Source organism: Bacillus sp. ATD, from assembly GCF_050585765.1.
GTDB classification, from domain to species: domain Bacteria; phylum Bacillota; class Bacilli; order Bacillales; family Bacillaceae; genus Bacillus; species Bacillus stercoris.
In genome coordinates this window covers 750,762-772,915 of sequence record NZ_JBOBQH010000001.1, presented here as the reverse complement: position 1 = coordinate 772,915, position 22,154 = coordinate 750,762, and the positions used below count along the sequence as shown (strand labels likewise).

General features: G+C 44.2%; 19 protein-coding genes and 2 pseudogenes. 5 read left to right on the top strand and 16 right to left on the bottom strand.

Annotated features, from left to right (window positions below):
* The first annotated feature begins 144 nt into the window (after positions 1–144).
* On the top strand, positions 145–270 hold the full coding sequence (locus tag ACQXR1_RS03890) for a hypothetical protein (protein ID WP_128422565.1): 126 nt from the start codon (positions 145–147) through the stop codon (positions 268–270).
* Positions 271–384: 114 nt separating this feature from the next.
* The gene (locus ACQXR1_RS03885) at positions 385–753 is read left to right on the top strand and encodes a hypothetical protein (RefSeq protein ID WP_416722724.1); all 369 of its coding nucleotides are present in this window, start codon (positions 385–387) and stop codon (positions 751–753) included.
* Here ACQXR1_RS03885 and pdeH read toward each other — a convergent pair.
* From pdeH to ACQXR1_RS03850, 7 genes are all read right to left on the bottom strand, one after another.
* Entirely contained in the window at positions 729–1,958 is a 1,230-nt protein-coding gene (pdeH, locus tag ACQXR1_RS03880; RefSeq protein ID WP_071577562.1) for a cyclic di-GMP phosphodiesterase, read from the bottom strand. The genes ACQXR1_RS03885 and pdeH overlap by 25 nt on opposite strands.
* Positions 1,959–2,093: 135 nt before the next feature.
* A complete protein-coding gene (locus tag ACQXR1_RS03875; RefSeq protein ID WP_014665195.1) occupies positions 2,094–3,566 on the bottom strand; it encodes a nicotinate phosphoribosyltransferase in 1,473 nt (490 codons plus the stop codon).
* 15 nt (positions 3,567–3,581) lie between these two features.
* The gene (locus ACQXR1_RS03870) at positions 3,582–4,133 is read right to left on the bottom strand and encodes a cysteine hydrolase family protein (protein WP_014665196.1); all 552 of its coding nucleotides are present in this window, start codon (positions 4,131–4,133) and stop codon (positions 3,582–3,584) included.
* 96 nt (positions 4,134–4,229) lie between these two features.
* Positions 4,230–4,628, bottom strand: coding sequence for a YueI family protein (locus ACQXR1_RS03865; RefSeq protein ID WP_071580796.1), 399 nt, complete (start codon positions 4,626–4,628; stop codon positions 4,230–4,232).
* A gap of 71 nt (positions 4,629–4,699) precedes the next feature.
* Entirely contained in the window at positions 4,700–4,948 is a 249-nt protein-coding gene (locus ACQXR1_RS03860) for a YueH family protein (protein WP_071577559.1), read from the bottom strand.
* A 72-nt stretch (positions 4,949–5,020) separates the two neighbouring features.
* Entirely contained in the window at positions 5,021–5,242 is a 222-nt protein-coding gene (locus ACQXR1_RS03855) for a spore germination protein (protein ID WP_040082522.1), read from the bottom strand.
* 59 nt (positions 5,243–5,301) lie between these two features.
* Positions 5,302–6,411, bottom strand: a complete 1,110-nt coding sequence (locus ACQXR1_RS03850; RefSeq protein WP_014665200.1) for an AI-2E family transporter — start codon at positions 6,409–6,411, stop codon at positions 5,302–5,304.
* Between the two features lie 114 nt (positions 6,412–6,525).
* Between ACQXR1_RS03850 and ACQXR1_RS03845 the strand changes: the two are divergent.
* Positions 6,526–6,916: pseudogene (locus ACQXR1_RS03845) on the top strand (DUF2283 domain-containing protein).
* Positions 6,917–6,956: 40 nt separating this feature from the next.
* Here the strand turns inward: ACQXR1_RS03845 and ACQXR1_RS03840 are convergent.
* The 9 genes from ACQXR1_RS03840 to ACQXR1_RS03800 all read right to left on the bottom strand — a co-directional run bounded on the left by ACQXR1_RS03840 (position 6,957) and on the right by ACQXR1_RS03800 (position 19,091).
* On the bottom strand, positions 6,957–7,193 hold the full coding sequence (locus ACQXR1_RS03840) for a YuzF family protein (protein WP_014665203.1): 237 nt from the start codon (positions 7,191–7,193) through the stop codon (positions 6,957–6,959).
* A gap of 177 nt (positions 7,194–7,370) precedes the next feature.
* Positions 7,371–7,901 (bottom strand): HD domain-containing protein, encoded by a 531-nt coding sequence (locus ACQXR1_RS03835; protein ID WP_003244444.1) that lies wholly within the window; start codon positions 7,899–7,901, stop codon positions 7,371–7,373.
* Between the two features lie 197 nt (positions 7,902–8,098).
* Positions 8,099–8,830, bottom strand: coding sequence for a (S)-benzoin forming benzil reductase (locus ACQXR1_RS03830; protein WP_430771759.1), 732 nt, complete (start codon positions 8,828–8,830; stop codon positions 8,099–8,101).
* 62 nt (positions 8,831–8,892) lie between these two features.
* On the bottom strand, positions 8,893–9,348 hold the full coding sequence (gene essA / locus ACQXR1_RS03825; RefSeq protein ID WP_430771781.1) for a type VII secretion protein EssA: 456 nt from the start codon (positions 9,346–9,348) through the stop codon (positions 8,893–8,895).
* Between the two features lie 31 nt (positions 9,349–9,379).
* Positions 9,380–12,583, bottom strand: coding sequence for a type VII secretion protein EsaA (esaA, locus tag ACQXR1_RS03820; protein ID WP_430771758.1), 3,204 nt, complete (start codon positions 12,581–12,583; stop codon positions 9,380–9,382).
* Entirely contained in the window at positions 12,580–17,067 is a 4,488-nt protein-coding gene (essC, locus tag ACQXR1_RS03815; protein WP_430771757.1) for a type VII secretion protein EssC, read from the bottom strand. The genes esaA and essC overlap by 4 nt, the downstream gene beginning before the upstream one ends.
* Before the next feature lie 60 nt (positions 17,068–17,127).
* On the bottom strand, positions 17,128–18,474 hold the full coding sequence (gene essB / locus ACQXR1_RS03810; protein WP_168781738.1) for a type VII secretion protein EssB: 1,347 nt from the start codon (positions 18,472–18,474) through the stop codon (positions 17,128–17,130).
* Between the two features lie 14 nt (positions 18,475–18,488).
* Positions 18,489–18,728, bottom strand: coding sequence for an ESX secretion system protein YukD (yukD, locus tag ACQXR1_RS03805; protein ID WP_014665210.1), 240 nt, complete (start codon positions 18,726–18,728; stop codon positions 18,489–18,491).
* Between the two features lie 69 nt (positions 18,729–18,797).
* Positions 18,798–19,091 (bottom strand): WXG100 family type VII secretion target, encoded by a 294-nt coding sequence (locus tag ACQXR1_RS03800; RefSeq protein ID WP_003220661.1) that lies wholly within the window; start codon positions 19,089–19,091, stop codon positions 18,798–18,800.
* 509 nt (positions 19,092–19,600) lie between these two features.
* Between ACQXR1_RS03800 and adeR the strand changes: the two are divergent.
* Positions 19,601–20,870: pseudogene (gene adeR / locus ACQXR1_RS03795) on the top strand (sporulation transcriptional activator AdeR).
* A 101-nt stretch (positions 20,871–20,971) separates the two neighbouring features.
* A complete protein-coding gene (gene ald, locus ACQXR1_RS03790) occupies positions 20,972–22,108 on the top strand; it encodes an alanine dehydrogenase (protein ID WP_243571430.1) in 1,137 nt (378 codons plus the stop codon).
* Positions 22,109–22,154: the final 46 nt, after the last annotated feature.

Genomic DNA, 22,154 nt, shown 5'->3' with positions numbered 1-22,154 from the left:
ATAGTGTATCTGCTTTCGGCTCATTTTTCACCGAAAAGTATGCAAAAAGATCCTGCGTGACACCGCAAATATCAATAGGTCCTTATACTCAAAGAGATCACAACAAGAACGGGACTATTTTTCTATGGGTAAGAGCGGATATTTCTGCTCAAATTGAGAAAGATTCTTAATTCCCTTGATTTTAACGTGTTTCACATTTTTATTAAGCAAGACTATAGTCCTTCATACCGTATTTTCAAAATTGAATATGCGATTCTTGGCGTTTCCTGACCGACAAACACCGAAAAAGACCGCAACGCTAAAGTTGTGGTCTTTTCGCTTTGTCATATTCAGCAAATGGGGATCTATACATATAGAAACACCACTTTTGTGTGAGGTGCTCCCATGAGATATCGTTATCCCTGGTTTTACGTGTATCCGTATGAGATACGCCGTCCGCCCGCTCCTGCCTCCAACATAGATACTTTTATCCGTTCAGCGAAGCAGGCCGCAGGGATTTTTGCGGATGCTCAGCTGGTGCTCAACCGCATTGCGGGCTCGCGGGAGCTCTCGCGCCGCATTCTGACCGCAGCCGAGCAGTCCGATAAACAAACCATAAAGCGCCTGATCAAACAAATGGGCGTCCGGCATGAAGTGGATACGGTCTTTAATCCAGACGGCATTTACATCAGCCTTATCGGCACGCAAAGCCGAATGATTCTTGCTTTGCGGTGGTCAGAGGACCGCAATCATTTTGCGTCCATAAGATTATGACACCATTCCAGAGCCTCAAGATAACATTCATACGCTTCTTCTTTGTCCAGTTGATTGCCTAATTCCGAACAAGTATCCCAGTTGTTGCTTTCAATTAATTTCACAAGCTCAAGCATTTGATAGTAGTCGTTTTGATGGCCTAATAACGCTTGCCCGACTTCATCTTTTAAAGGCAATTCTTGTACAATTTCCTCTATTTCTCTATGCAGGAGCGTGTCTATGAGAGAAAACATTCCGATCAGCATATAAGAAGCAGGCTGCGGCCGGGATGTCTTCCTCGCCAGCAGCTCGCAAAGCTTTGCTCTTATCAAAGAAATCTTAATGATTTCGTGCTTGCTGGAATGCCCTTTTCTGCTTAAATCCTTAAAGGAAAGAATATAGATCCACCGTTTGATTTCATTAAATCCAAGCAGCATAATGGCCTGTTGAATGCTTTCAATTTTCTGGCTCAAACGGCTGTGGGATGAGTTTAAAAATTTTAAAATTTGATAGGACAGTGATAAATCCCGCTCTATGTACTCTGTTACACGCTTTATGTTTGGCTGCTCTTTGCTCAGTTCGTTAAGCAGTTCATAGTAAGAATAAAAATGAGTCGACAGGTCATGCCCGCTGATGATGCGCGGCTCGCTGAAAAAGTAGCCTTGGAATAATTGAAAGCCATCTTGAACTGCCTGTTTATATTCTTTTCGGGTCTCTACCTTTTCTGCTAAAAAAATTAAGCCGCTGCAGCTGTAGGTTTGCAAAATTTTTCTGCGTTCCATTCGTGTTGTTTTGAGAAAATCAATTTTCAATATATCAATATAGCTCATGAGCTTTTCCAATAAGTCCTCATTTTGCGGGTTTATTGCATAAAAATCATCGAGCGCCAGCATATACCCCATTTTTTTCAATTCTTTGCATCTAGAAATGAGGGCCGGCGTGATCGGTATATCTTCAAGGATTTCAATGACAAGCTGTTTCGGATTGAAGGAGGTGGGAAGATTCGAAAACATCAGGCTTTCCGTAAAATTAACAAAACAGCGTTTTCCTTCCGTCAGCTTCTCAATTCCGATGTTTAAAAAGCTGTTGATCACCAAATCTGTTGTTGCCTGATCGCCGTCTTTAGCGCTATATACGTTCTCTTCGCTTTCTCTATACAGCAGTTCATAAGCAACAACCTGTTCTTTTCTATTAAAAATAGGCTGTCTTGCAACAAACACCCTCATTGATTAATCCCCCTTACAATACGCGCGGCTTTCACCCCTAAGTATATCAAATATTTTGACGAAAATTGTCTAAACATGAAAAATAATATATTCATAAAAAAACTGGCCCTTCGCGAACGAAAGGCCAGTTTTTATTTATTCTTCCTCAAGCTCTTCTTCAATTCTGCTTTTCACTTCGTGGATCCGCTGCATTTTATTGCTCCAGCAGTCCTCGCTTAAATCAACCGGGTATTCCTCCGGCTTGCTGATTCTTTTATATTCCTCCCAAAGCAGGCTGAGGTTATCCTGCACATACTGCTGTATGTCTGAAATCTCAGGGTTTTGGTAGCAAAGAATACCCTTTTCAAAAATCAGCTCATGAAGATCCTTCGCATAAAAATTCGTGACAAATTTGCTGATGAATGTATGAACCGGATGGAACATTCTGAGCCGCTTCTGATCATTCACCTGCTCATCATAAAGCGCGATATAATCGCCTTCAGAATGATGGTTGGACTGATTGATAATTCGGTAGACTTTCTTTCTGCCCGGTGTCGTCACTTTTTCAGGATTGGATGAAATTTTGATCGTGTCGACCATTTTCCCGTCTTCCTCAATGGCAACGAGTTTATAAACTGCGCCGAGAGCCGGCTGGTCATAGGCAGTGATCAGCTTCGTACCGACACCCCAGACATCAATGCGCGCTCCCTGAGCCTTTAAATTCATAATGGTGTGCTCATCCAAATCGCTTGAAGCAATCACCTTCGCATCTGTAAATCCTGCTTCATCAAGCATTTTACGGGCTTTTTTTGACAGGTACGCCAAATCGCCGCTGTCCAGGCGGATGCCAATGAAATTAATGCGGTCGCCAAATTCCTTGGCAACCCTAATCGCATTCGGCATGCCTGAACGAAGCGTGTCATACGTGTCGACTAAAAAGACGCAATCCTTATGCGTTTCCGCGTATTTTTTGAAGGCTGTATATTCATCGCGGTAAGCCTGCACAAGCGCATGCGCATGTGTGCCGGAAACCGGGATATTAAAGCGCTTTCCGGCTCTTACATTGCTTGTCGCGCTAAAGCCGCCGATTAACGCTGCTCTCGCTCCCCACATGGCCGCATCCATTTCATGTGCCCGCCTTGTTCCAAATTCAAGCGCAACTTCATCACCGATGACGCCTTTAATCCGGGCAGCCTTTGTTGCGATTAATGTTTGATAGTTCACAATGTTGAGCAGAGCCGTTTCAATCAGCTGCGCTTCAACCAGGGGCGCCTCCACCCTCATAATCGGCTCATTATTAAAAACAAGCTCTCCTTCTTTCATGGAGTAAAGTGAACCTGTAAAAGTCAAGCCGCGCAAATATTCGATAAAATCTTCTTGGTACCCCAGTTCATCTTGTAAATAACTCAAATCGCTATCCGTAAACTTGAAATTTTCCAGATACTCTATGGCTTTTTCCAAGCCCGCAAATACGGCATAGCCATTTTCAAACGGAAGCCTTCTGAAAAACAGCTCAAAAATCGCTTTCTTTTCATGAATGCCGTCTCTCCAGTACGTTTCCGCCATATTGATCTGATAAAGGTCTGTATGCAATGACAGGCTGTCATCTTTAAATCCGTACTCTAACACTGTTTTTCCCCTTCCTTACTCTGCCACTTGCGCTCCGATGCTATTTGCAAAATGGGAAAGAGCCCATGCGTGCCCCTCCTGATTAAAGCTGGCAACAGCCTGTTGATGCACAACAATCTGAAAACCTTTGTTGTATGCGTCAACGGCCGTATGTAACACACAAATATCTGTGCAGACACCGGCAAGATGCAGTTCGCCAATCTGCCGCTCTCTGAGTTTGAGCTCTAAATCAGTTCCCGCAAAAGCAGAATATCTCGTTTTTTCCATGTAGTAAACATTCGGTTTATGTTCATGTTTCTGATATAGAGGCAAAAGCTTTCCGTACAGATCTTTTCCTTCCGTGCCTTTTATATTATGCGGAGGAAAAAGACGGGTTTCGGGGTGATATTGATCCCCTTCATCATGAGAATCTACTGCTAATACGACGTAATCACCGTTTGTGATGAATTCTTCGGTTAAATTGACGATCGCCTCTTCAATCATTCTGCCGGGCTCCCCGCAGGTCAATTTTCCGTCACTCGCCACAAAATCATTCGTATAATCAATACAAATAAGTGCTTTTTTCATAGCCGGCCTCCCCGCCATCAGTATGAGAACATTATATCTTATCTCCAGTTGTAAGTGAATTGCCATGAATAAAAAGACAAACGGCCCGTTTGTCTCTTAAGATTTCAGCACTGACCGATTATAAATGTCGTCCTGAATATATATCAATTCACGATTCACAGCGATGTCAGCCGCAATGACGAGGCCTAAAGGCGTATGAAACTGAAGATCAGATACAATCTTGAAGGGCACTCTGTATCGATTCGCCATTTGGATATAAGGAGAATAAGACTGGTACTGAAGCTCTCCATTAATCAAAAGGGTAACGTTATGGCTGTTTTTCAGCTCGTGTTCCGCTTCTTTATACGGTTTGCTTCTAAGCACTTGTCCTTTCGTCAATGCCAAAACGACTCTTTCTCTTAAAGAGCCTAAAAACAAATGGCGCTCGTCAGGCTTTGTCTCCAAAGGCCCATACATTCCTTGCTGCAAATAGAGATCCATTTTATCTTCACCCAAAAGCCTGTCCTCCCGTCTTGTTTGTTTTCATTATCACCTGATCAGGCAGGAGCTAAACTTTCAAACGCGGTTTACATTTCTGTTACCCAATGAATGATTTTTTTGGCCAGCTCACCAGCAGGGGCTTCCTCTGTATGCCGGCGCAACGAAGCTTCCAGCCGTTCAGGCAGAGTTGCTTTATCTTCTTCATAGGAAATGATCGTGCTCCACTCCAGCTGCGGGACCGCTACAAGCGTGCGCAGTTCTTTTCTGTTTTCATGCAGATACACGTCCGTGATCATTCCGGTTTGCGTATTGATATTTGCTTTTCTGATTTTCATAACATGACCTCTCTATTCAAAGACTACCCATATTATACAATAAAAAAGCAACAGCCTCTTGTGAAAAGGCTGTTACCCGTTAAACGAAACTGTTTCATCAATGATATCGGCATCTTTGAAAAGAGTTTTACTCGTTTGGTTGTTAATCTTCACAAAGTCACCAAGCTGAAATGTGCCTGACCCCGCCCCTGAATGAGCGACGCTTTTGGGCGAAATCGCAAATACGTCTCCAAAGCTTGCCGCGGCATTACCCGTAACTGACATGATATAAATCGGCCCCACAATCGCAGGCATTTCCCCACCTCCGCATTGATTTACAGCATCATATGCAAAGAGCCGCAAATGGTGCCCGCCTATTCAGCGGGCTTTGCGTTTTCTTCGAGGCGTGACCGCTGGCGCAGTTTGATCAAGCGGACAATATTCAGGAAGAACGCCTTCACTACCGCATAAACCGGCACCGCTAAAATCATGCCGAGAATTCCGCCGAAGCTTCCCGCACCGATTAACAGCAAAATAATCGTAAGCGGATGCGTATTCAGCCGTTTTCCGATTACAAGAGGGGACAGCAGGTTTCCGTCCAGCTGCTGAACGATGACAACCACAATAATCGCAAACAGCGCTTTAGCCGGCGAGTCCATAAAACCGACAATAACAGCCGGCGCGGCACCGAGAAAAGGCCCGACATAAGGAATGATATTGGTAATCGCCATAACAATCCCAAGAATCAGGGCATACGGCAGTCCGGCAATTAAATAGCCGATAAAGCACGCTGTCCCGACAAATAGACAGATTAACAGCTGTCCCTGGAAATAAGCCGCAAGCGTATCTGATAAATCTTTAAAAATCTTTAAGCCTTCTGTCCGATAAGAAGCCGGAAGAATTTTTACCGCCAAATGCGGAAAGCGGTGTCCGTCTTTCAGCATGTAAAAAAGGATAAATGGAACAGTAATAATAACAAGCGTGATGTTTGTCACGACGCCAAACACCGCAGATAAACTGGACGTGATATTTTGCGGCAGGTTTTGGAGAAAGCTTGTCAATGACTGTTCAATTTTTGATATTGATACATAATCCTGATTCATCATCCAGGTAAACCATTGGGAATGAGACAAATCCTTTGTCAGCGCCTGAATCTGTTTTATGTAATCAGGAAGGTTGTTGAACAGCCCGGTTACCTGGGATGTGATGACAGGCCCGACTGACGCTGAAACGAAGGCAAGCAAACCGATAAACAGTAAATAGATCAATAGAATGGATAATGTCCGCGGAATTTTTTTCTCAAGCAGGCGGACGACCGGATTAAATATGAAATACAAAATTCCCGCAATCAGCATCGGGAAAAACAATGTCGAGATAAAAACAATGAACGGCTGAAATACAAATGAAACTTTTGTCGCTACATAAATAATCAGCAAAACAAATAAAATCTGCAATGTCCAAAAATGGACTTTTGATTTCAACAAGCTTTGTTCCTCCTAGTTTTTCTTTGTCTGTCAGATAAAAGAACTTATACCCCATCATTGTAACAAAAATGAACTCATATCAGAACTCTTAATATAATGAGAGGAGTGTTGGTGATGAAGGCCGTGACATACGATACAGATTCAGAACTGGCTTATATCTATGTTCTTCCTTTGAAAAAAGAACAGGAATGTACGGACTGCGGAGCTCAGAGTCAATGATTGTCTCCTGCTGGATATCAGCCAAGACGGCAAAATCGGCGGATTCGAATGTTTTGGTGAGGCAGCACGCCTCTGTGCCCCATTTGCCGGGAAATCCCGGCTGTATGTAAAAGATTCAGACGGTTATCATTTTCGGGTCTGCCAGCATGCTTCAGTCTGTTCCTGCTATACGGTGTACGGCGTCACTCTCTGTTTTTTAGATGGTGACTATCAGGAATTTGCCGGTTTTGACCTTGATGGAACAATGTATCCCAGTGCGTTTTTACAGCGCTTAACTGAAAAATAGGACGTCCCGGTGTACGCCTATTTTTCATGCGCAAGCACTGTTAGACCCGCTCACTGTAATCTGGCGTGACGGAAATCATGTGCTGGATTCTGATCAAACAAACAGAATTTCGGGCTCCTTCAATTGTGATATGGTCAGGTTTTACATCGATCAGTCTGCCTCTGACCGTATCTCCTACTGTCTGTATAACGAACCTTGAGCCGATGAGCTTTTTAATGGTCTGATAGACATAAGGATCGACTAAAGAGACCAGTTGCGGACTACCTTGGTTGACCATACTTTTATCCCCTTTGTGTGTTTTATCTCAGCTTATGCCGCGCTTATGGATAATGACACAGGCTTCCCTGATAAAACAAAGGGGTGCGGAGATTTTAGGAGAATACGTTTGGAAGCGGGTGTAAAGGAAGTGTCGATGAAGCGGAGACAGCGAAGAAAGCTGGCCGCTGTTCCGTACTTATACAGGCTTTATCACGGATGCCTGGGCTTGGTCGATTAATTGGTCCAGCTTTTCTATTTTTTTTCGTGCGGTTGAAGGATCAATTTGGCGGTAATGATGGTGGCCACCCGGCTCTTCATCCAGTTCGTCCGCTTTTTTGACAATCTGCTGCAGCGTGTTTTTATCTAATTCGCCTTCAGGCAAATAGGAATCTGTATGAAGCAAAATGGCCAGGGCAATCTCTTTTGCCGCTTTCGGTTCCTCGCCAAGCCGAATCAGAAGCTTATGCGCCCGTTCTGCCCCTTTAATGGCATGGATGTCATTTCTTTTGTATTTCTCATAATCCCACTTTCCGTCTGTATACCATTCATAATGGCCGATATCATGAAGCAGTGCTGCTTTTGCTGCTAAATCAGGATTGATGTCAGCCTTCACAGACAGCCTGTATGCATGATAAGCGCAGGCAATCGCATGTGCCACGCCGGAACGCTGAAGATATTTTTGTGCAATTGGATGGGTGAAAACATCCATTAATGTAACCTTTCTCATGGAAACCCCTCCTTTAGATATTTTTAGAATCCTAACATAATTTGCAGAGAAACTCAATTCTTATGTCACATCATTTTGATCTTCTTATCATCATTGTTATACCCTAAAAGCAGCGTTTCAGTCAGTATATGCCGCTGTTCAATAAATGCTCTGGCTGCAGCCTTTTTTTATAAAAAAAAGAGCAGAAAATATCTGCTCTACAAAAACTCTTTCATATCATAAATTCTTCCGTTTTCCGTCCCTTTTTCTAATAAAGAAAGCAGCGTGCCGGCAATAAAGTCCGGACTGCGAAGGCTTCCTGTTTCATTTAATTTCCGGAACCGTTCAATGTGGTGGAAATCCTTTTTCGATGAAGAACGGATGACGGCCTGCATCTCAGTGTCCATCACACCTGGTGAAAACGAAATCATGTGCACTGGCAGCTCTTCATCCTCCTGTTCAAATCCGAATGTTCTCGTAAACATGTCGAGTCCGGCTTTTGAACTGCAATACGCGCTCCATCCCTTATATGGATTTTTGGCGGCTCCTGAAGTAATGTTGACAACCGTCTTTTTGCCGCTGTATGAAGCAAACCGTTTTGTAAACAGCTGACTCAAAAGCACGGGCGCAGTCAGGTTCAGCTGATAATGGCGCTGAAGCTCGTCAAGAGACGCTTCGCCGGCACGTTTGATCGGCGTTACCATTCCGGCGTTATTGACCAGGGTAATACCAGAATAACGATCTGGATCGATGGATGAGAGCAATGTTTCAAATTGCTGTTCAGCTTCTTCGAGATTGATGAGGTCTATTTGATGCTGCGTTAGTTTTTCATGAGAGACATCCGTTTTCGTTCTGGATAAGGCATGGACTTCATGACCCTTTTCTAAAGCCTGTAATGCAATGGCTTGACCCAGCCCTTTTGACGCTCCGGTGATGATATAAAGTTCCATTGGAAACCTCCTTTTCCGTTATTATTGTACGGCACCGCTTTTACACAACACAAGCACGCGGCCTACGCCTTCTTGTTTTCCTGCGCTGTGACTTTTGGGATGAGGAACACGATGCCTGCAATTCCGAACAGGATCAGTACGACATAGATCATCGGCAGCAGCAATGATGATGTTTCTTGTTCATCTTCTGTTTCCGTTGATGATGTCTTTGTTATTGGTTTTTCTGCAAATGTAATTCCAAGCTGTTTCGACTGGGCCGCAATCGTGTTGGAATCCTCGGCATTTGTTGATGTAAACAAACCTTTTATCAGCTCGGCGTCCTTATCCTTCGGTTTATCAAAAGTGATATCCTTCTGTTCCTCAGGCAGTTCTGTTTTCTCTTCATAGTAGGTATCTTCATGTAAATAATTCGTATCAATTTCGATGTCTTTTTTCTGATACTGGTTTGGCGCGACATCTGTATTTTCTTCGGTTTGGGCAGCGGCGGCAGAGGGTATGAAAAGGGAAAAGGAGAGCATACAAATCATGATCCCCTTTTCCATGCTGCGATTACGCTTCATACGTTTCATCGCTTTCTGCTGTGTGTTCAGCCATCAGCCGGATAATCAGCGGCAGAGCCGCGGCAATCACCGTAATGATTAGCAGAACTGTTATTCCCATTGTAAACAAGTGCCCAGTACCGTACTGGATGTCGATATATACTTTCGAAACAGGATCTTCAAATGTAAAGTTCGGCATGATCAAATCAATAAGCGGTGCAACATAGAATAGAATCATTGCCGCTGAAGCAACCCATCCAGGGATCGATCCGAATCTGAACGCCGTCCGGATGAAGGCAGAGCTTGCGACCAGCAATAGAATCGTAAACACTGACCACTTAATCGTCTGATCGTCCGGCAGTGAATAAATATTCAAACCGAACAAGCTGATCATGAGTCCGACAAGGATATTCAGAATTCCGAATAGCGCTCCTTTGACGAGAAGCGGCGCGTTTTGGTAATACGAGCTAAAATAGCCGATTAACAGACTGCTGATCAACACAATGACAAGGATGACAACCGGCGGTACCGTCTGAGTTTTCTCTTCCGGAACTTCTCCGCTGATTTTAAGCGGATTCGCCAAGTAATCATACACATAGCCATTGTTTTGCCCGTCTACTAATGTATTTCCGAGTATGCCGTATACGTCATTGCGCACGAGTTTCGTGGAGGCGACATTTTTCCCCCAGTTGTTGTTTAAGGTGTCGGCTTTTGCTTGAACATCATTGACGCTTTGCTGCATATTGGTTGTGTAATCAATGATGCCTGACTGGCGATCAGACAATGAACCCATCATGTCTGACATTTGCAGCACTTCCTGGCCGACCGTATCTTGGACATTCAGTGCCATTGTGCCAGACAGTCCATCGTTGCTGAACGTCGCAGATTCCTGCGTTGCGCCCGTTACCAGCTGTTCTGTCGCTTTTGCGGCACTTTCAGAGATTTTCGTCAGTTCGTCGAGAACACCTGCTTGAGAGTCGCGGATATAGCCGCTGTAGTCGTCCGCAAATTTGGTCATTCCGTCGATGAAGCTGTTAATGTCTTCATCAGTTTGCATCGTGTTGTTTTTGAGAGCTTCCCAGCTGGCTGATTCTTCAGGTGAGAGAGCGAGTACGGAATTGACGTTGCCCTGCTGGCCGTTAATGGCGCCAGCTTTTGCAGTGCTGTCTATCGTACCTGATAATACAGAGTCATAAACAGATAGATATTTATAGTATTTCATTAAGGCGTTAATGTTCTCTGTATTTATTTCCCCTTGAAATTCTTTTTGATATTGTAGCTGATCTTTATTTTCTAGCTCCCGAATCATTTTATAAATGCCACTATTATACACCTGTTCATGCATATCTTTTAACTGATCTTCTAAATCATTTACTTGTTTCTTCAATTTAACAATTTCATCATCTAGGTTGTCTATTTTCTCTTGCAATTCTTTTAATTTCTTATCTAGCTCTTCATTATGGGCAGTTTCTTTTTCCTTGAGCTCTTCTTCAATTTGCTTGATTCGCTCAGACGCTTTGCTAAGCTGTTCTTTTGCTATGGCGATATCAGAAATGTCGCCGTTTCCTGGTTGATCTTGGTCCCCAGGCTCCGTCGTATCTCCGCCGCTACCGGTATCTCCTGAATCTCCGGTTCCGTCTTCATTTGCCAGCTTGACCAATTGAGGGGCTGAATCAGATGATGCAGTCTGTTCGGCAGATGTGCCTGTTTCAGTTTTTCCGCCGTCTGACGCATCGCCGGTCTGCTCCTGACCGTCTGTTTCCTGCTGCTCTTGATCCTGTGTACCGCCGTCCGTTTGTCCGACATCACCAGAGTCACTGCTGTTATCATCGTTTCCGGTGTCTCCCTTTGTATCATTAGGATTTGTGTTACTTCCGTCATCGGGATTGTTCGGATTGTCAGTCGATGGTTTGTCTGTTCCCGGGCCCTCTTTTTCAGGCTCCTTCAGATTGTCTGAAATATCCTGAATATCTGCAGCGATGTTTTTCAATTCTTCACGCTGTTTTTCAAGATCAATTTTGAGTTCTTCAGGGTCTACTTTCTTCGGGCCTTTACCTTCATCAGCTGAACCATTACCTCCATCAGGCTGCGGCTCACCTTTCGCAACAGTGAGCGCCTCGCGCGTTTCAACAAGCCGTCCGTATACTTGGTTTAATGCAGTCTGTCTCGATGCGGCCTGATATTGATCGATTAAATCACTTTGGATCTTCGCCATGCCAAGTTCTTGCTGAGGCACTTGGCCCTCCCTGATTTGCTGGGCGTTTGCCAGCACATTGCTGGTTTGTCCAAGCTGTGTCTTCGCTTGGCTGATCCCAGTTGCCAATCCGCTCATGCGTTCGCTGAACTGATTCGCCTTTTGCTGTGCCTGGATGGCGTCTAGGCCTGTCCGGATTTGCTGCTGTGTTGAATCCTGGGCTGCCAAAAGCAGCTTTTTCTGATTCTCTTGATATTCTTTGTATCTTTCAACTGTATCAATGAATTCTTTTAGCGTGTTTTTGGCTTCCTCCGCTGTAGAAGCTTTTTCTTTTGTCGTGCCTTGCGCTTCATTCATTGATTTCTTCAGCTCATCGATTAAGTCTTTTTGCTGTTTGATTTCACCTGCTAAATCATTAGAGCTTGGTTTGTAAAAGTTGTACATGACATTCTGGAATTCAGATTCTTTATTGACGATTTTGTCAAATTCTCCTCTGATGTTGTCCACTTTTTGCGACACAAAGTTCCAGTATAAGGCCGACATTTTTTTGTTCATTGTCTTTTGGGCATCCTCAAGCTCACGCTGAACTTTTTCTTTGTTGACCGCATTCAGATTATCTTGAATGCTGAATTCCAGCGTTGCTTTTTGTGGATGGTCTTTGTCATAGCTCAAAATGTTTTTTGAGAAGTCTGAGGGAATATAGACGATCGCATCGTATTTCTTTGAAGCGAGACCGGTCTCAGCCGCGCTTCGGTTTACGACCGTCCACGAATAATCAGGACGTTCCCCCAGAACAGCCGCTACTTCCTTGCCGAACTGGGCGGATTTGTCCTCTTCATCAGACTTTACCTCATCACTCAATACGCCAGTGTCTTCATTCACCACCGCGATTTGCCGGGTGGAATTGACTGCTTTTTTCGTCGGATCGTCTCCGATAAATCGGAAAAACAAAACCGGCAACAGCAAAATGATGATGACGGCGGATATTAACTTGATCAAGCTTTTTCGTTGTTCTGTCATCTAGCACTCTCCCTTTCAGCAGAACATAAAGGAATTTGAACTTTTTGCTCCTTCCCGTTTTCCACAACATATCCGAAGCCCGGCTGAATCTCAGGCTCCTGTCTTTGGTACGGGAGAGGAATGACATTTTGCTCAGATTTTTTCATCAGCAGAATCGCGTGGCGGATTTGCTTCATCTCAGTCGTCAAGGAGTCATAGCCTTTTGAGAATTCGCTGTGGTTACCACCCGGGATAAAACTGAAGCCAAGATGCGCGTATGATTTCATGAAGTTAGCGAGACGGTCTTGTATTCTCGTATCAATCGTCTGCTGGAATCTCGTTATCCCGTCAATCATCAGCACCACTTGTGAGAATCGCAGATTGTGCGCGTCTCCTTGGCGGACGGCTTCTACATACATGGCTTCTCTTGTTTTGAAAATATCTTCTGCTGTTTCAATCCACTGCTCAATATCTTCTTTCGTTTCCAAATATGAAACATCTGATTCCTTCGCATAATGAGATAAGCCGCGGTCAATCGAGTCAAACAGGCCGATCATTTCGGTCTCATCATCAATCAGATGTTCAAGCATGACTTTTAGGACGTTTGTTTTCCCGCGCTGAGTCTGGCCTAAAATCAGGCAGTGCTTATGCTTGCCCAAATCAAAATAGACTGGGCTGACTGTTTCTTCATGAAGCCCGATCGGTACAGATAAAGGCTTGCGTTCCAGCTTGAAGCGGAGAGAAAATTCTCTCGTCGACAAGCTCTCAGGCAGCATCGGAATCGGTGCCGGCTGCTCCATTGAAGCAAAGCGCTCTTGAAGTTTCTGAACGTCTGATTTCAGCCCATTGAACATGCCGATATCATCATCAGCGTCAACAGGCAGGAACATTTGCGCGAAATAAAGCTCTTCTTTTTGAATGATGACGCGCCCCGGGATCGGCTCAAGATTGAACTTCGGACGGCCATAAATGGAATATCCCTCAGATTGATCCATGAGATAATGGACAACCTTTGTTTTCAAGTTATTTAACAATGACTGGCGGACAGCATTAACACGCGTTGCCGTCAGCATGAAGTAGATCCCTAAGCTCTGTCCGTCTCTGGAAAGCTGGACAAATTCCGATTCAAGCTCATGCATCTCATCCTTGACGATGTCAAAGTTGTCAATGGTGATGAAAATGAATGGAAGTTCTTCTTCGCTAAGCGCATTGTACATTTTGATGTGGCTGATTTCTTTTTCCCTGAACAGACGTTTACGTCGGTCAATTTCTTCTTTGATTCGAATCATGAACTTTTCAATTTTTCTTGACTGGTCCATCAGGAAGTAATCCGCGGTATGCGGGAGCTTCGCTAATGGCAGCAGCGTTCCGTTTCCGAAATCAAAGATATAGACATGAAGCTCTTCAGGTGTGTACACGTCCGCAAAGCTCATCAGGAACGTCGCGGCTGCAATTGATTTTCCGTAGCCCGAAGAGCCGAATATGCCGATATTTCCGTCTTCCATCATCTTATAAGCAATCGGCGCCTGTCTTTGCAAATCAGGTTCATCGACATATGCAAAGCGGAAATGGTCTTTTTCGTCTGAAGGGAAAAGAGTGCGCGGAATACGCTCCGCAAGCGGCGGCAGCCAAGGGCTTGGCAGCTTCTCGATTCCCATTTCATCTTGGATGCGTTCAATTTCGTCAACGACAGCTTCAATTTCAGTATGAACGTCTTTTTTCGCAATATCTTCGGTATCAACCTCAGAAAGCGGAATCAGACCCGTATCTGTGACGATCGCGATTTCATCCTCAGTACCGTAGACTTCCTCTAAGTAAGGCGCCCCGCTCCAGGCAGATTGGAACAGCTCATACACTTCATTGTTTCCGACCTGCAAATAGCCGCGGCCTGTTACGGTAATGTTTGCAGCATCGCTGTTTTTCAAAATTTCTTTACTGTCGGTGGCATCCTGGACCTTGAGCGCTACTTTAAAGCGCGAGTTACTCCAGATCTGGTCGTCGATGATGCCGCCTGGCTTCTGTGTCGCCAAAATCAAGTGAACGCCGAGGCTTCGCCCGATACGTGCGGCGCTGACAAGCTCCCTGATAAAATCTGGCTCCTCGCTTTTCAGCTCGGCAAACTCATCAGAGATTAAGAACAAGTGAGGCATCGCCACTTCTGCTTTCCCCTGCTTGTACAGCTTTGTATAGTCATTGATGTGATTGACTTGATACTGGTCAAACAGACGCTGCCTTTTTTTCAGCTCGCTTTTAATGGAAGCAAGCGCACGCATACTGAAGTTTTTGCTTCCTTCAATATTAGTGATCGTGCCGAGGAGGTGGGGAATGTTGCGGAACGGCTGCGCCATTCCTCCGCCCTTATAGTCAATTAATAAGAAAGCCGCTTCGTGCGGATGAAAATGCACTGCAAGTGACAGAATGTAGGTCTGGAGAAATTCACTTTTCCCAGATCCCGTTGTCCCGGCAAGCAAGCCGTGCGGACCGTGTGCTTTTTCGTGAAGGTTCAGATACACAATGTCATCTTTCCCTTTATAGCCGATCGGCACTGACAGCGACTTCGACGATTCGCTCGTCAGCCATCTTTGCTGAATGCCGATTTCTTTTACTTCCTTCGCATGAAAAAGCTCCAGGAACGATACCGTTTCCGGAATGGAATTCGTGATGCCGACCTGGTGGTTCAGCGTCCGCAGCGTGCGTGAGAACCGTTCGTTGTCCTCACGCTGATGATGATCGAGACGGAACGGGATTCTTACCGCTTTTTTCTTTTGAATTAAAATGTCGCCTTCATGCTCATTGATGTAGCGGACAAGGGTCGTAATGTTTTCCGACAGGCTCTCCTTTGTTTCCGCAGCGACAATTGTCGAGATGCCCAGATGCTCATGCTGTCCTTCTAAATATTCGAGAATGACATGCTCAGAGATCAGCTGCTGATTCGTGATAACAAATACAAAATGCGGTTTGAACTGCAGTTTTTCTTTGTCATCTTCGAGATCGCGCTCTCTGATCAATTCGTAAAGCGAAGACAGAAGCTGATCTCGCGTTTGCTCATTATAAATAAATCCTTTTGCATAAATATGGGGCATTTGAAATTGCGGAAGCCACTTCATCCACTCCCAGTCTTTATACTCTTCTTCATGAAAAATAAAAACGAAACGCAAATCGTGATAGCTGTTAAAGAACGACAGCTGTCCGATCAGCTGGTGAATCTCATTTTTCACAATTTGAGATTTACCGACAAGCCCCATCGGACCTTCCGCCAAATCGACCGTAACCGGCGCATTGCGGATGTCCTTATAGACACGCTGCATGTGCTGCGACTTCTCCATAAGGTCATCGATATCACGATTCGCCAAGTCTCCGCCGCTCATATTGATTTCATAACTCGAGGGGACTGTTCCCGTCCCAAGCCGCAGCTGAAGATAATCCTTGCTTTCAAGTGATTTTTCCCAGATTCGGTCACTGATTTCACTTGTTAAGTATTTCATTTTTTCAAATGAAGGAAAGTGAAATTCAAGAACCTGCTTTTGCTTCTCAGCAAGTGCCTGAAGCTCTTTCCGTTTATTGTCTAAGTAAAGCTTATATACACGCTCCCGTTTTTCCTCGCGTTTTTTCCGCTGATTCTTATCCCGGAAATATTGCACTGTCGAGGTAATGAGAGTCATCATAAACATCGCCAAAGAAACAAGTATAAATATGCCGCGCGGCTGGATGATGGCGACTACGCCCATCACGATCAGCATCACAAGCGGAGGCAGGATGACGAGCCACAGCCCTCTGTTGGTTTGATCGCTCTCCTGAGAGGGAAAACTAAAGGAAACGCGGTCATCCGGCAGATCGTACACCATCCGTGGTGTTCTTCTGTACTGCGGATATTTTTTCTGCATCTCAGTACTCGGTTTGACTGTTTCTGTTAACGCTGTTTCAAACTGGGCAAAATGAACAATTTCTAAAAGGTCTTGTTCCGTCACACTCATTTGCGTGAAGTTCCAGAAGATTTCATCCCCCGGCATAAGCGGCGTATTGGCGTTGATCTTCTCTCCGTTCAAGAAGATCGTTCCGCTTTCAGGGCGAACCGACCAGTTGCCGCCGGCACGAAGCAAAGAAAACGTGCTTTGTTCTGCAAATGCAAAATCTTGCGGATTCAGATAAATATCTGCATTCGTTTTTTCCGAGGAGCATACAATTTCATCCCGGTTTCCCGTAAAATAAACGGATTTCTCAGGTTCACTGCCCAACAATATCAAGCGTATATCCTGCTGATCCGTTTGAAGAGTAAATGATGTATCCGTCTCAATCGTGCCAAGACAATCATTTCCCAGGAAAACTTCGTATTGGCCGCCGGATTCCTTTCTTTGAAGAGAAATGACTCCGCTATTAAATGGAATGGCGCTGATCGTAACGGAATCTTTCACATCAGGCCCAATGGTCACCGGATGAGACGACGGGAGGTTAGACAGATTTAATTTTTGAACGTTATTTTGGTAAAAAACCCATAATAGACTCAAATGGCGAACCCCCTAACGGCCGAATAGCAACATGCGATGACCTGCGCTTCATGTCTCACGTTATTTGTCATCTTTTTTCTCATCTTTCTTTTCTGTTTCTTTTTTCTCTTGTTCTTCTTTTTTCTTCTGTTCTTCTTTTTTCGCTTTTTCCTCTGCTGCGGCTTTTTCTTCCGCTTGTTGTTTTTCTTCGTCTGTTTGTGTCTGTTCTTCGCTAGTATCGACTAATGATGTATCAGAATTAGACTGTTTATTGTCTTGACGTTCTTTTTGCGCTTTTTCAAGTTCACTATTTACTGAATCAAGTTCTTTCTGTATGTCTTCATCATTTGTATCCTCAGATAAAAGCTGCTGCTTATATTTAGCAAGGGCAAAGTAAATATAATCATTGTATTCAAGCTTACGGCCGATACTGATCGCTTCTTTGTATTCTCCTCGACCATAATCAATCCAGTACAAGAAATGCTGAGGGTCCGATTGAAGGGTGACTAAATTATTTTCTATATTTTTAGTTTTTGCACTCCCCAGATTTTCGACCTCAACATAAGACGTCGCCAGCTGATACTGCACTGATTCAGGCAGGCTTTCCGCATCGTACTTGGACAATGTGCTGATGACTTCACTGTACTGCTTGTTTAAGAAAGCACGGTTGCTGTCCACTATTGCCTGGTGCTTTGGCTGCGCGAAAAATAAGGCGTACATCGAGTAAATAAGGGCCGGTACAAGCAAAACAATGAGCCCCAGGCCGATATATCGCTGGATGTTCCACTTCTTTCTCGGGATATGTATGTATGTTTTGGCTTTGGCTTCGAGCTCATCAATATGGGTTTGAATCAGCTCAAGCAGGCCATCATAGGATTCCGCATCCAATATCGCTTTAGCCTCTGGGGAGAACGTCATCGTTTCATTGAATTTCAGATAGTCTTCAAATGCAAAAGCGCCGTCAACCGCCAAAGCCGCTGCCGCTTTCAGCTCCCGCCACACTCTTTCCTCATCGTGCTCGTAAGGAGGAATGCTTTCCTTTACTCCATAATGGAGAAAATAAGGCGTCAGCCCTTTATCGAATACAATGTTTTCCGGAGCGACAATCACATTCAGCCTCGACAAATTGTGCTGCTGCACGGCTTGAACAAGCTGATAGGCAAACTGCCATTTGCTTTTTTTATCCTTAGCTTTCATGAAGCGGAATGCTTTATAGGAGGAGGGAGGTTGGATTGTGATGATGACCTCATCATCTGTCACGTCGATCTCTTTATGAAAAAATGGATTTACATCTTTGATCACATTAGCTTCAAGACCGTCCAGAAGCTTTATTTTTTCCCGCTGAAAGGTAAATGTATAGCCGGCATCTGTTTTCTCGGCAACGGCTTCTAATTGGTTTTCTAAATATGATTTTTGTTTACCTGACATTCAACCAGATCCTTTCATAATATTTCAAGCCGGTCTCCGTTTGTAATGCCGCAATCAGACAGCTTGCATTCTCCGGAAAACACCTTATCCTTGTTAACCACTCTGATCCAGTGCCCTTCGCGCGGAGGCATAGATACGCTTTGGGCCTGCCAAGCAATATCAATTACTTTTTTCACCGGGTGGAAATCTGACAATCTGAGATCAAAGACACTGCCGTTATAATGTTTCAAATCTATAGTAATATCAATATACATTTAGGATCACCCTTACATAGAAAGAGCGCCGTCTTCTTCTGAATCAGGCGCTCCTTCCCTTTCATACTGTTATCCGCGGATTTGATTTGCGATGTCTTGGTCAGTAGACTCAAGTGTATTAGCTGTTTGATCAAGCTGCTGATTCACATCTTGAAGCAAATCTGACATTTTGATAAATGAAGGTTTGAGCTGCTCGTATTGATCTGCGAACGCTTCGCTTGAAGCACCTTCCCACATGCTTTTCAAATCAGAGATCATTCGGTTTAAACGATCAACCTGATTTAATACTTCTTGGCTTTCAACGCCGTATTGCTTCGCCATCGCTCTTAGCTCTTCGGGTGTGACACGAATTAATCCTGCCATATTCCTCATTACCTCCTGTGCCATCAGCCTAAATATGGGCTAATTCACTTATTTTTAGAACGTCATTATTATAAAAACAGTTTTTCGGCATAGTCAAACAAATATGTTTTAATTTTACAAAATGAGTCCAATGGTTTACCTCGAACCACTTAAAAATAACATATATTGTAAAGTAAATAGGTTTATTTTCTTAATCTTCTTTTCATCCTTCGAATAATCCAAAAGACCCAAATGATTCTCCAACTCCCAAAAAAAACCTTTCAGAATATTTGATGCTACAGCACCATTTCTGAAAGGTTCAGTTTTTTCTTTCCTTAATCAGTCCCGCCTCCGATGACTCTCTTAGAAGATTAATAGGATAAGCTTTCGTATCATATAAGGCATACAACTGTACTTTAAAAAGGCGATTCACCGCCACATGTATATAGAACGTTTCTCTCATGTAAGTGTTTTTCTTTGTTGTTGATTTTCACAAACAACAACAATCATAATAAAAGGAAGGGGATGAGATGTCAAAGAGAAATCAAGCACGAAAAAGTAGGGAGATTTATGACCATGCCGAATGATCCGTTTAAATATAGTTTTGACAGACTTGAAGATGTGGCTGATCATATCAGCGACGTTCTGCGGTGCCCGATCACCATAGAGGATGTTAACCACAAGCTGCTTGCCTACAGTACACACAGCGACTGCACAGACCCTGCCCGGACGTCTACCATTATTGGCAGAAGGGTACCGGAGAAGGTGATTAACAAGCTGTGGAAAGACGGGACAATTCCTGCTCTCTTAAAAACGGACCAGCCGATCAGAGTCAAGCAAATCGATGAAGTAGGGCTGAGCAATCGTGTCGCTATTTCGATTTGGAAAAACAACCAAGTGCTTGGCTTCATATGGGCGCTTGAGATCCAAAAAACATTGTCTGATGATGACCTGATGACATTGCAAATGGCGGCAAAAGCAGTGAGAAACAAACTTCTTAAACTTCAAATCAGAAAAACAAAAAATGAAGAACGCAGCCAAGAATTTTTCTGGAAAATGTTGACTGGACACATCCATCAGGAGGCCGACATGGCGGATGGGTTCCATAAGCTTGGAATGGCCGCTCCTTCAGAATTTTCCGTTATGATCATCCGCATAAACGGTGAGCTGACTGAAAAAATCGAACAGCAGCTGCAATATTTACAGGAAACGACCCAGCAGGTTTACGTGTTGCTGGCGACCGTAGATTCTAATGAACTGATTATATTAACCGCACCCAAAACAGATCATCCTTTTCAAGATTTAAAACAGTTTGCTTTCAGTACGCAAAAACAGCTGAAGGAGCGGTATAAAATAGAAGACGTTTCTATCGCTTTTGGCGGAATATACAGCTCTATTTCTTTTGTCTCCCGCTCCTATCAGGAGGCATTGTCCGTCTTAAAAGCGAAGGAACGGTTCGCAGAAGAGACCAAACATCTTTTCAGCTTTTCTGAGTTAGGCATTTATCAATACTTAGATGTCTTATATGAAAAACGGAAACTGGCGGGCTATGATAATTACTCGCTTTCCAAACTGGAACAATATGACCGGGATCACCAGTCAAACCTGGTAGAGACGCTAGAGCGCTTTATTGAAGCAGACAGCAGCGTGAATACGGCTTCCAAGCTGTTAAATATACACGTTAATACGCTGAATTACCGTCTCAAGCGAATCAGCCAGATCGCTGAAATTGATTTAAAAAATGTGAATCAAAAATTCACCATCTATTTAGATATTAAACTTCGGCACATGGATTTGTGAAATTTCACAAATCCATGTTTTTTTATTTTCTTAATCAAACAAAGAATTTTCCAAAATATCGAGCTACACTAAAAATATCACAGATACAGGAGGAGACAGATATGATCATAGGGGTTCCTAAAGAGATAAAAAACAATGAAAACCGTGTCGCTTTAACACCTGGAGGCGTTTCACAGCTCATTTCAAACGGCCACCGGGTACTGGTTGAAACAGGCGCGGGCCTTGGAAGCGGATTTGAAAATGAAGCCTATGAGTCAGCAGGAGCGGAAATCATTGCTGATCCGAAACAGGTCTGGGACGCCGAAATGGTCATGAAGGTAAAAGAACCGCTGCCGGAAGAATATGTTTATTTCCGCAAAGGTCTTGTGCTGTTTACGTATCTTCATTTAGCAGCTGAGCCTGAGCTTGCACAGGCCTTGAAGGATAAAGGAGTAACTGCCATCGCATATGAAACGGTTAGTGAAGGCCGGACATTGCCTCTTCTCACGCCAATGTCCGAGGTTGCGGGCAGAATGGCAGCGCAAATCGGAGCTCAATTCTTAGAAAAACCTAAAGGCGGAAAAGGCATTTTGCTTGCCGGGGTGCCGGGCGTTTCTCGCGGAAAAGTAACGATTATCGGAGGAGGCGTGGTCGGGACAAACGCGGCGAAAATGGCTGTCGGACTCGGTGCAGATGTGACGATCATTGACTTAAACGCAGACCGCCTGCGCCAGCTTGATGACATCTTCGGCCATCAAATTAAAACGTTAATTTCTAATCCGGTCAATATTGCTGATGCTGTGGCGGAAGCGGATCTTCTCATTTGCGCAGTATTAATTCCGGGTGCTAAAGCTCCGACTCTTGTGACTGAGGAAATGGTAAAACAAATGAAATCTGGTTCAGTCATTGTTGATGTAGCAATCGACCAAGGCGGCATCGTCGAAACGGTCGACCATATCACTACACATGACCAGCCGACATATGAAAAACACGGTGTTGTGCACTATGCTGTAGCGAACATGCCGGGCGCTGTTCCTCGCACATCAACAATCGCTCTGACTAATGTTACAGTTCCATACGCGCTGCAAATCGCGAACAAAGGGGCAGCAAAAGCGCTCGCAGACAATGCGGCACTGAGAGCGGGTTTAAACACCGCAAACGGACACGTAACTTATGAAGCTGTAGCGAGGGATCTAGGCTATGAATATGTTCCTGCCGAGAAAGCTTTACAGGATGAATCATCTGTGGCGGGCGCTTAATTCACATTGAGCTTGCAGAAAGATTTCTGCAGGCTTTTTTTATCTT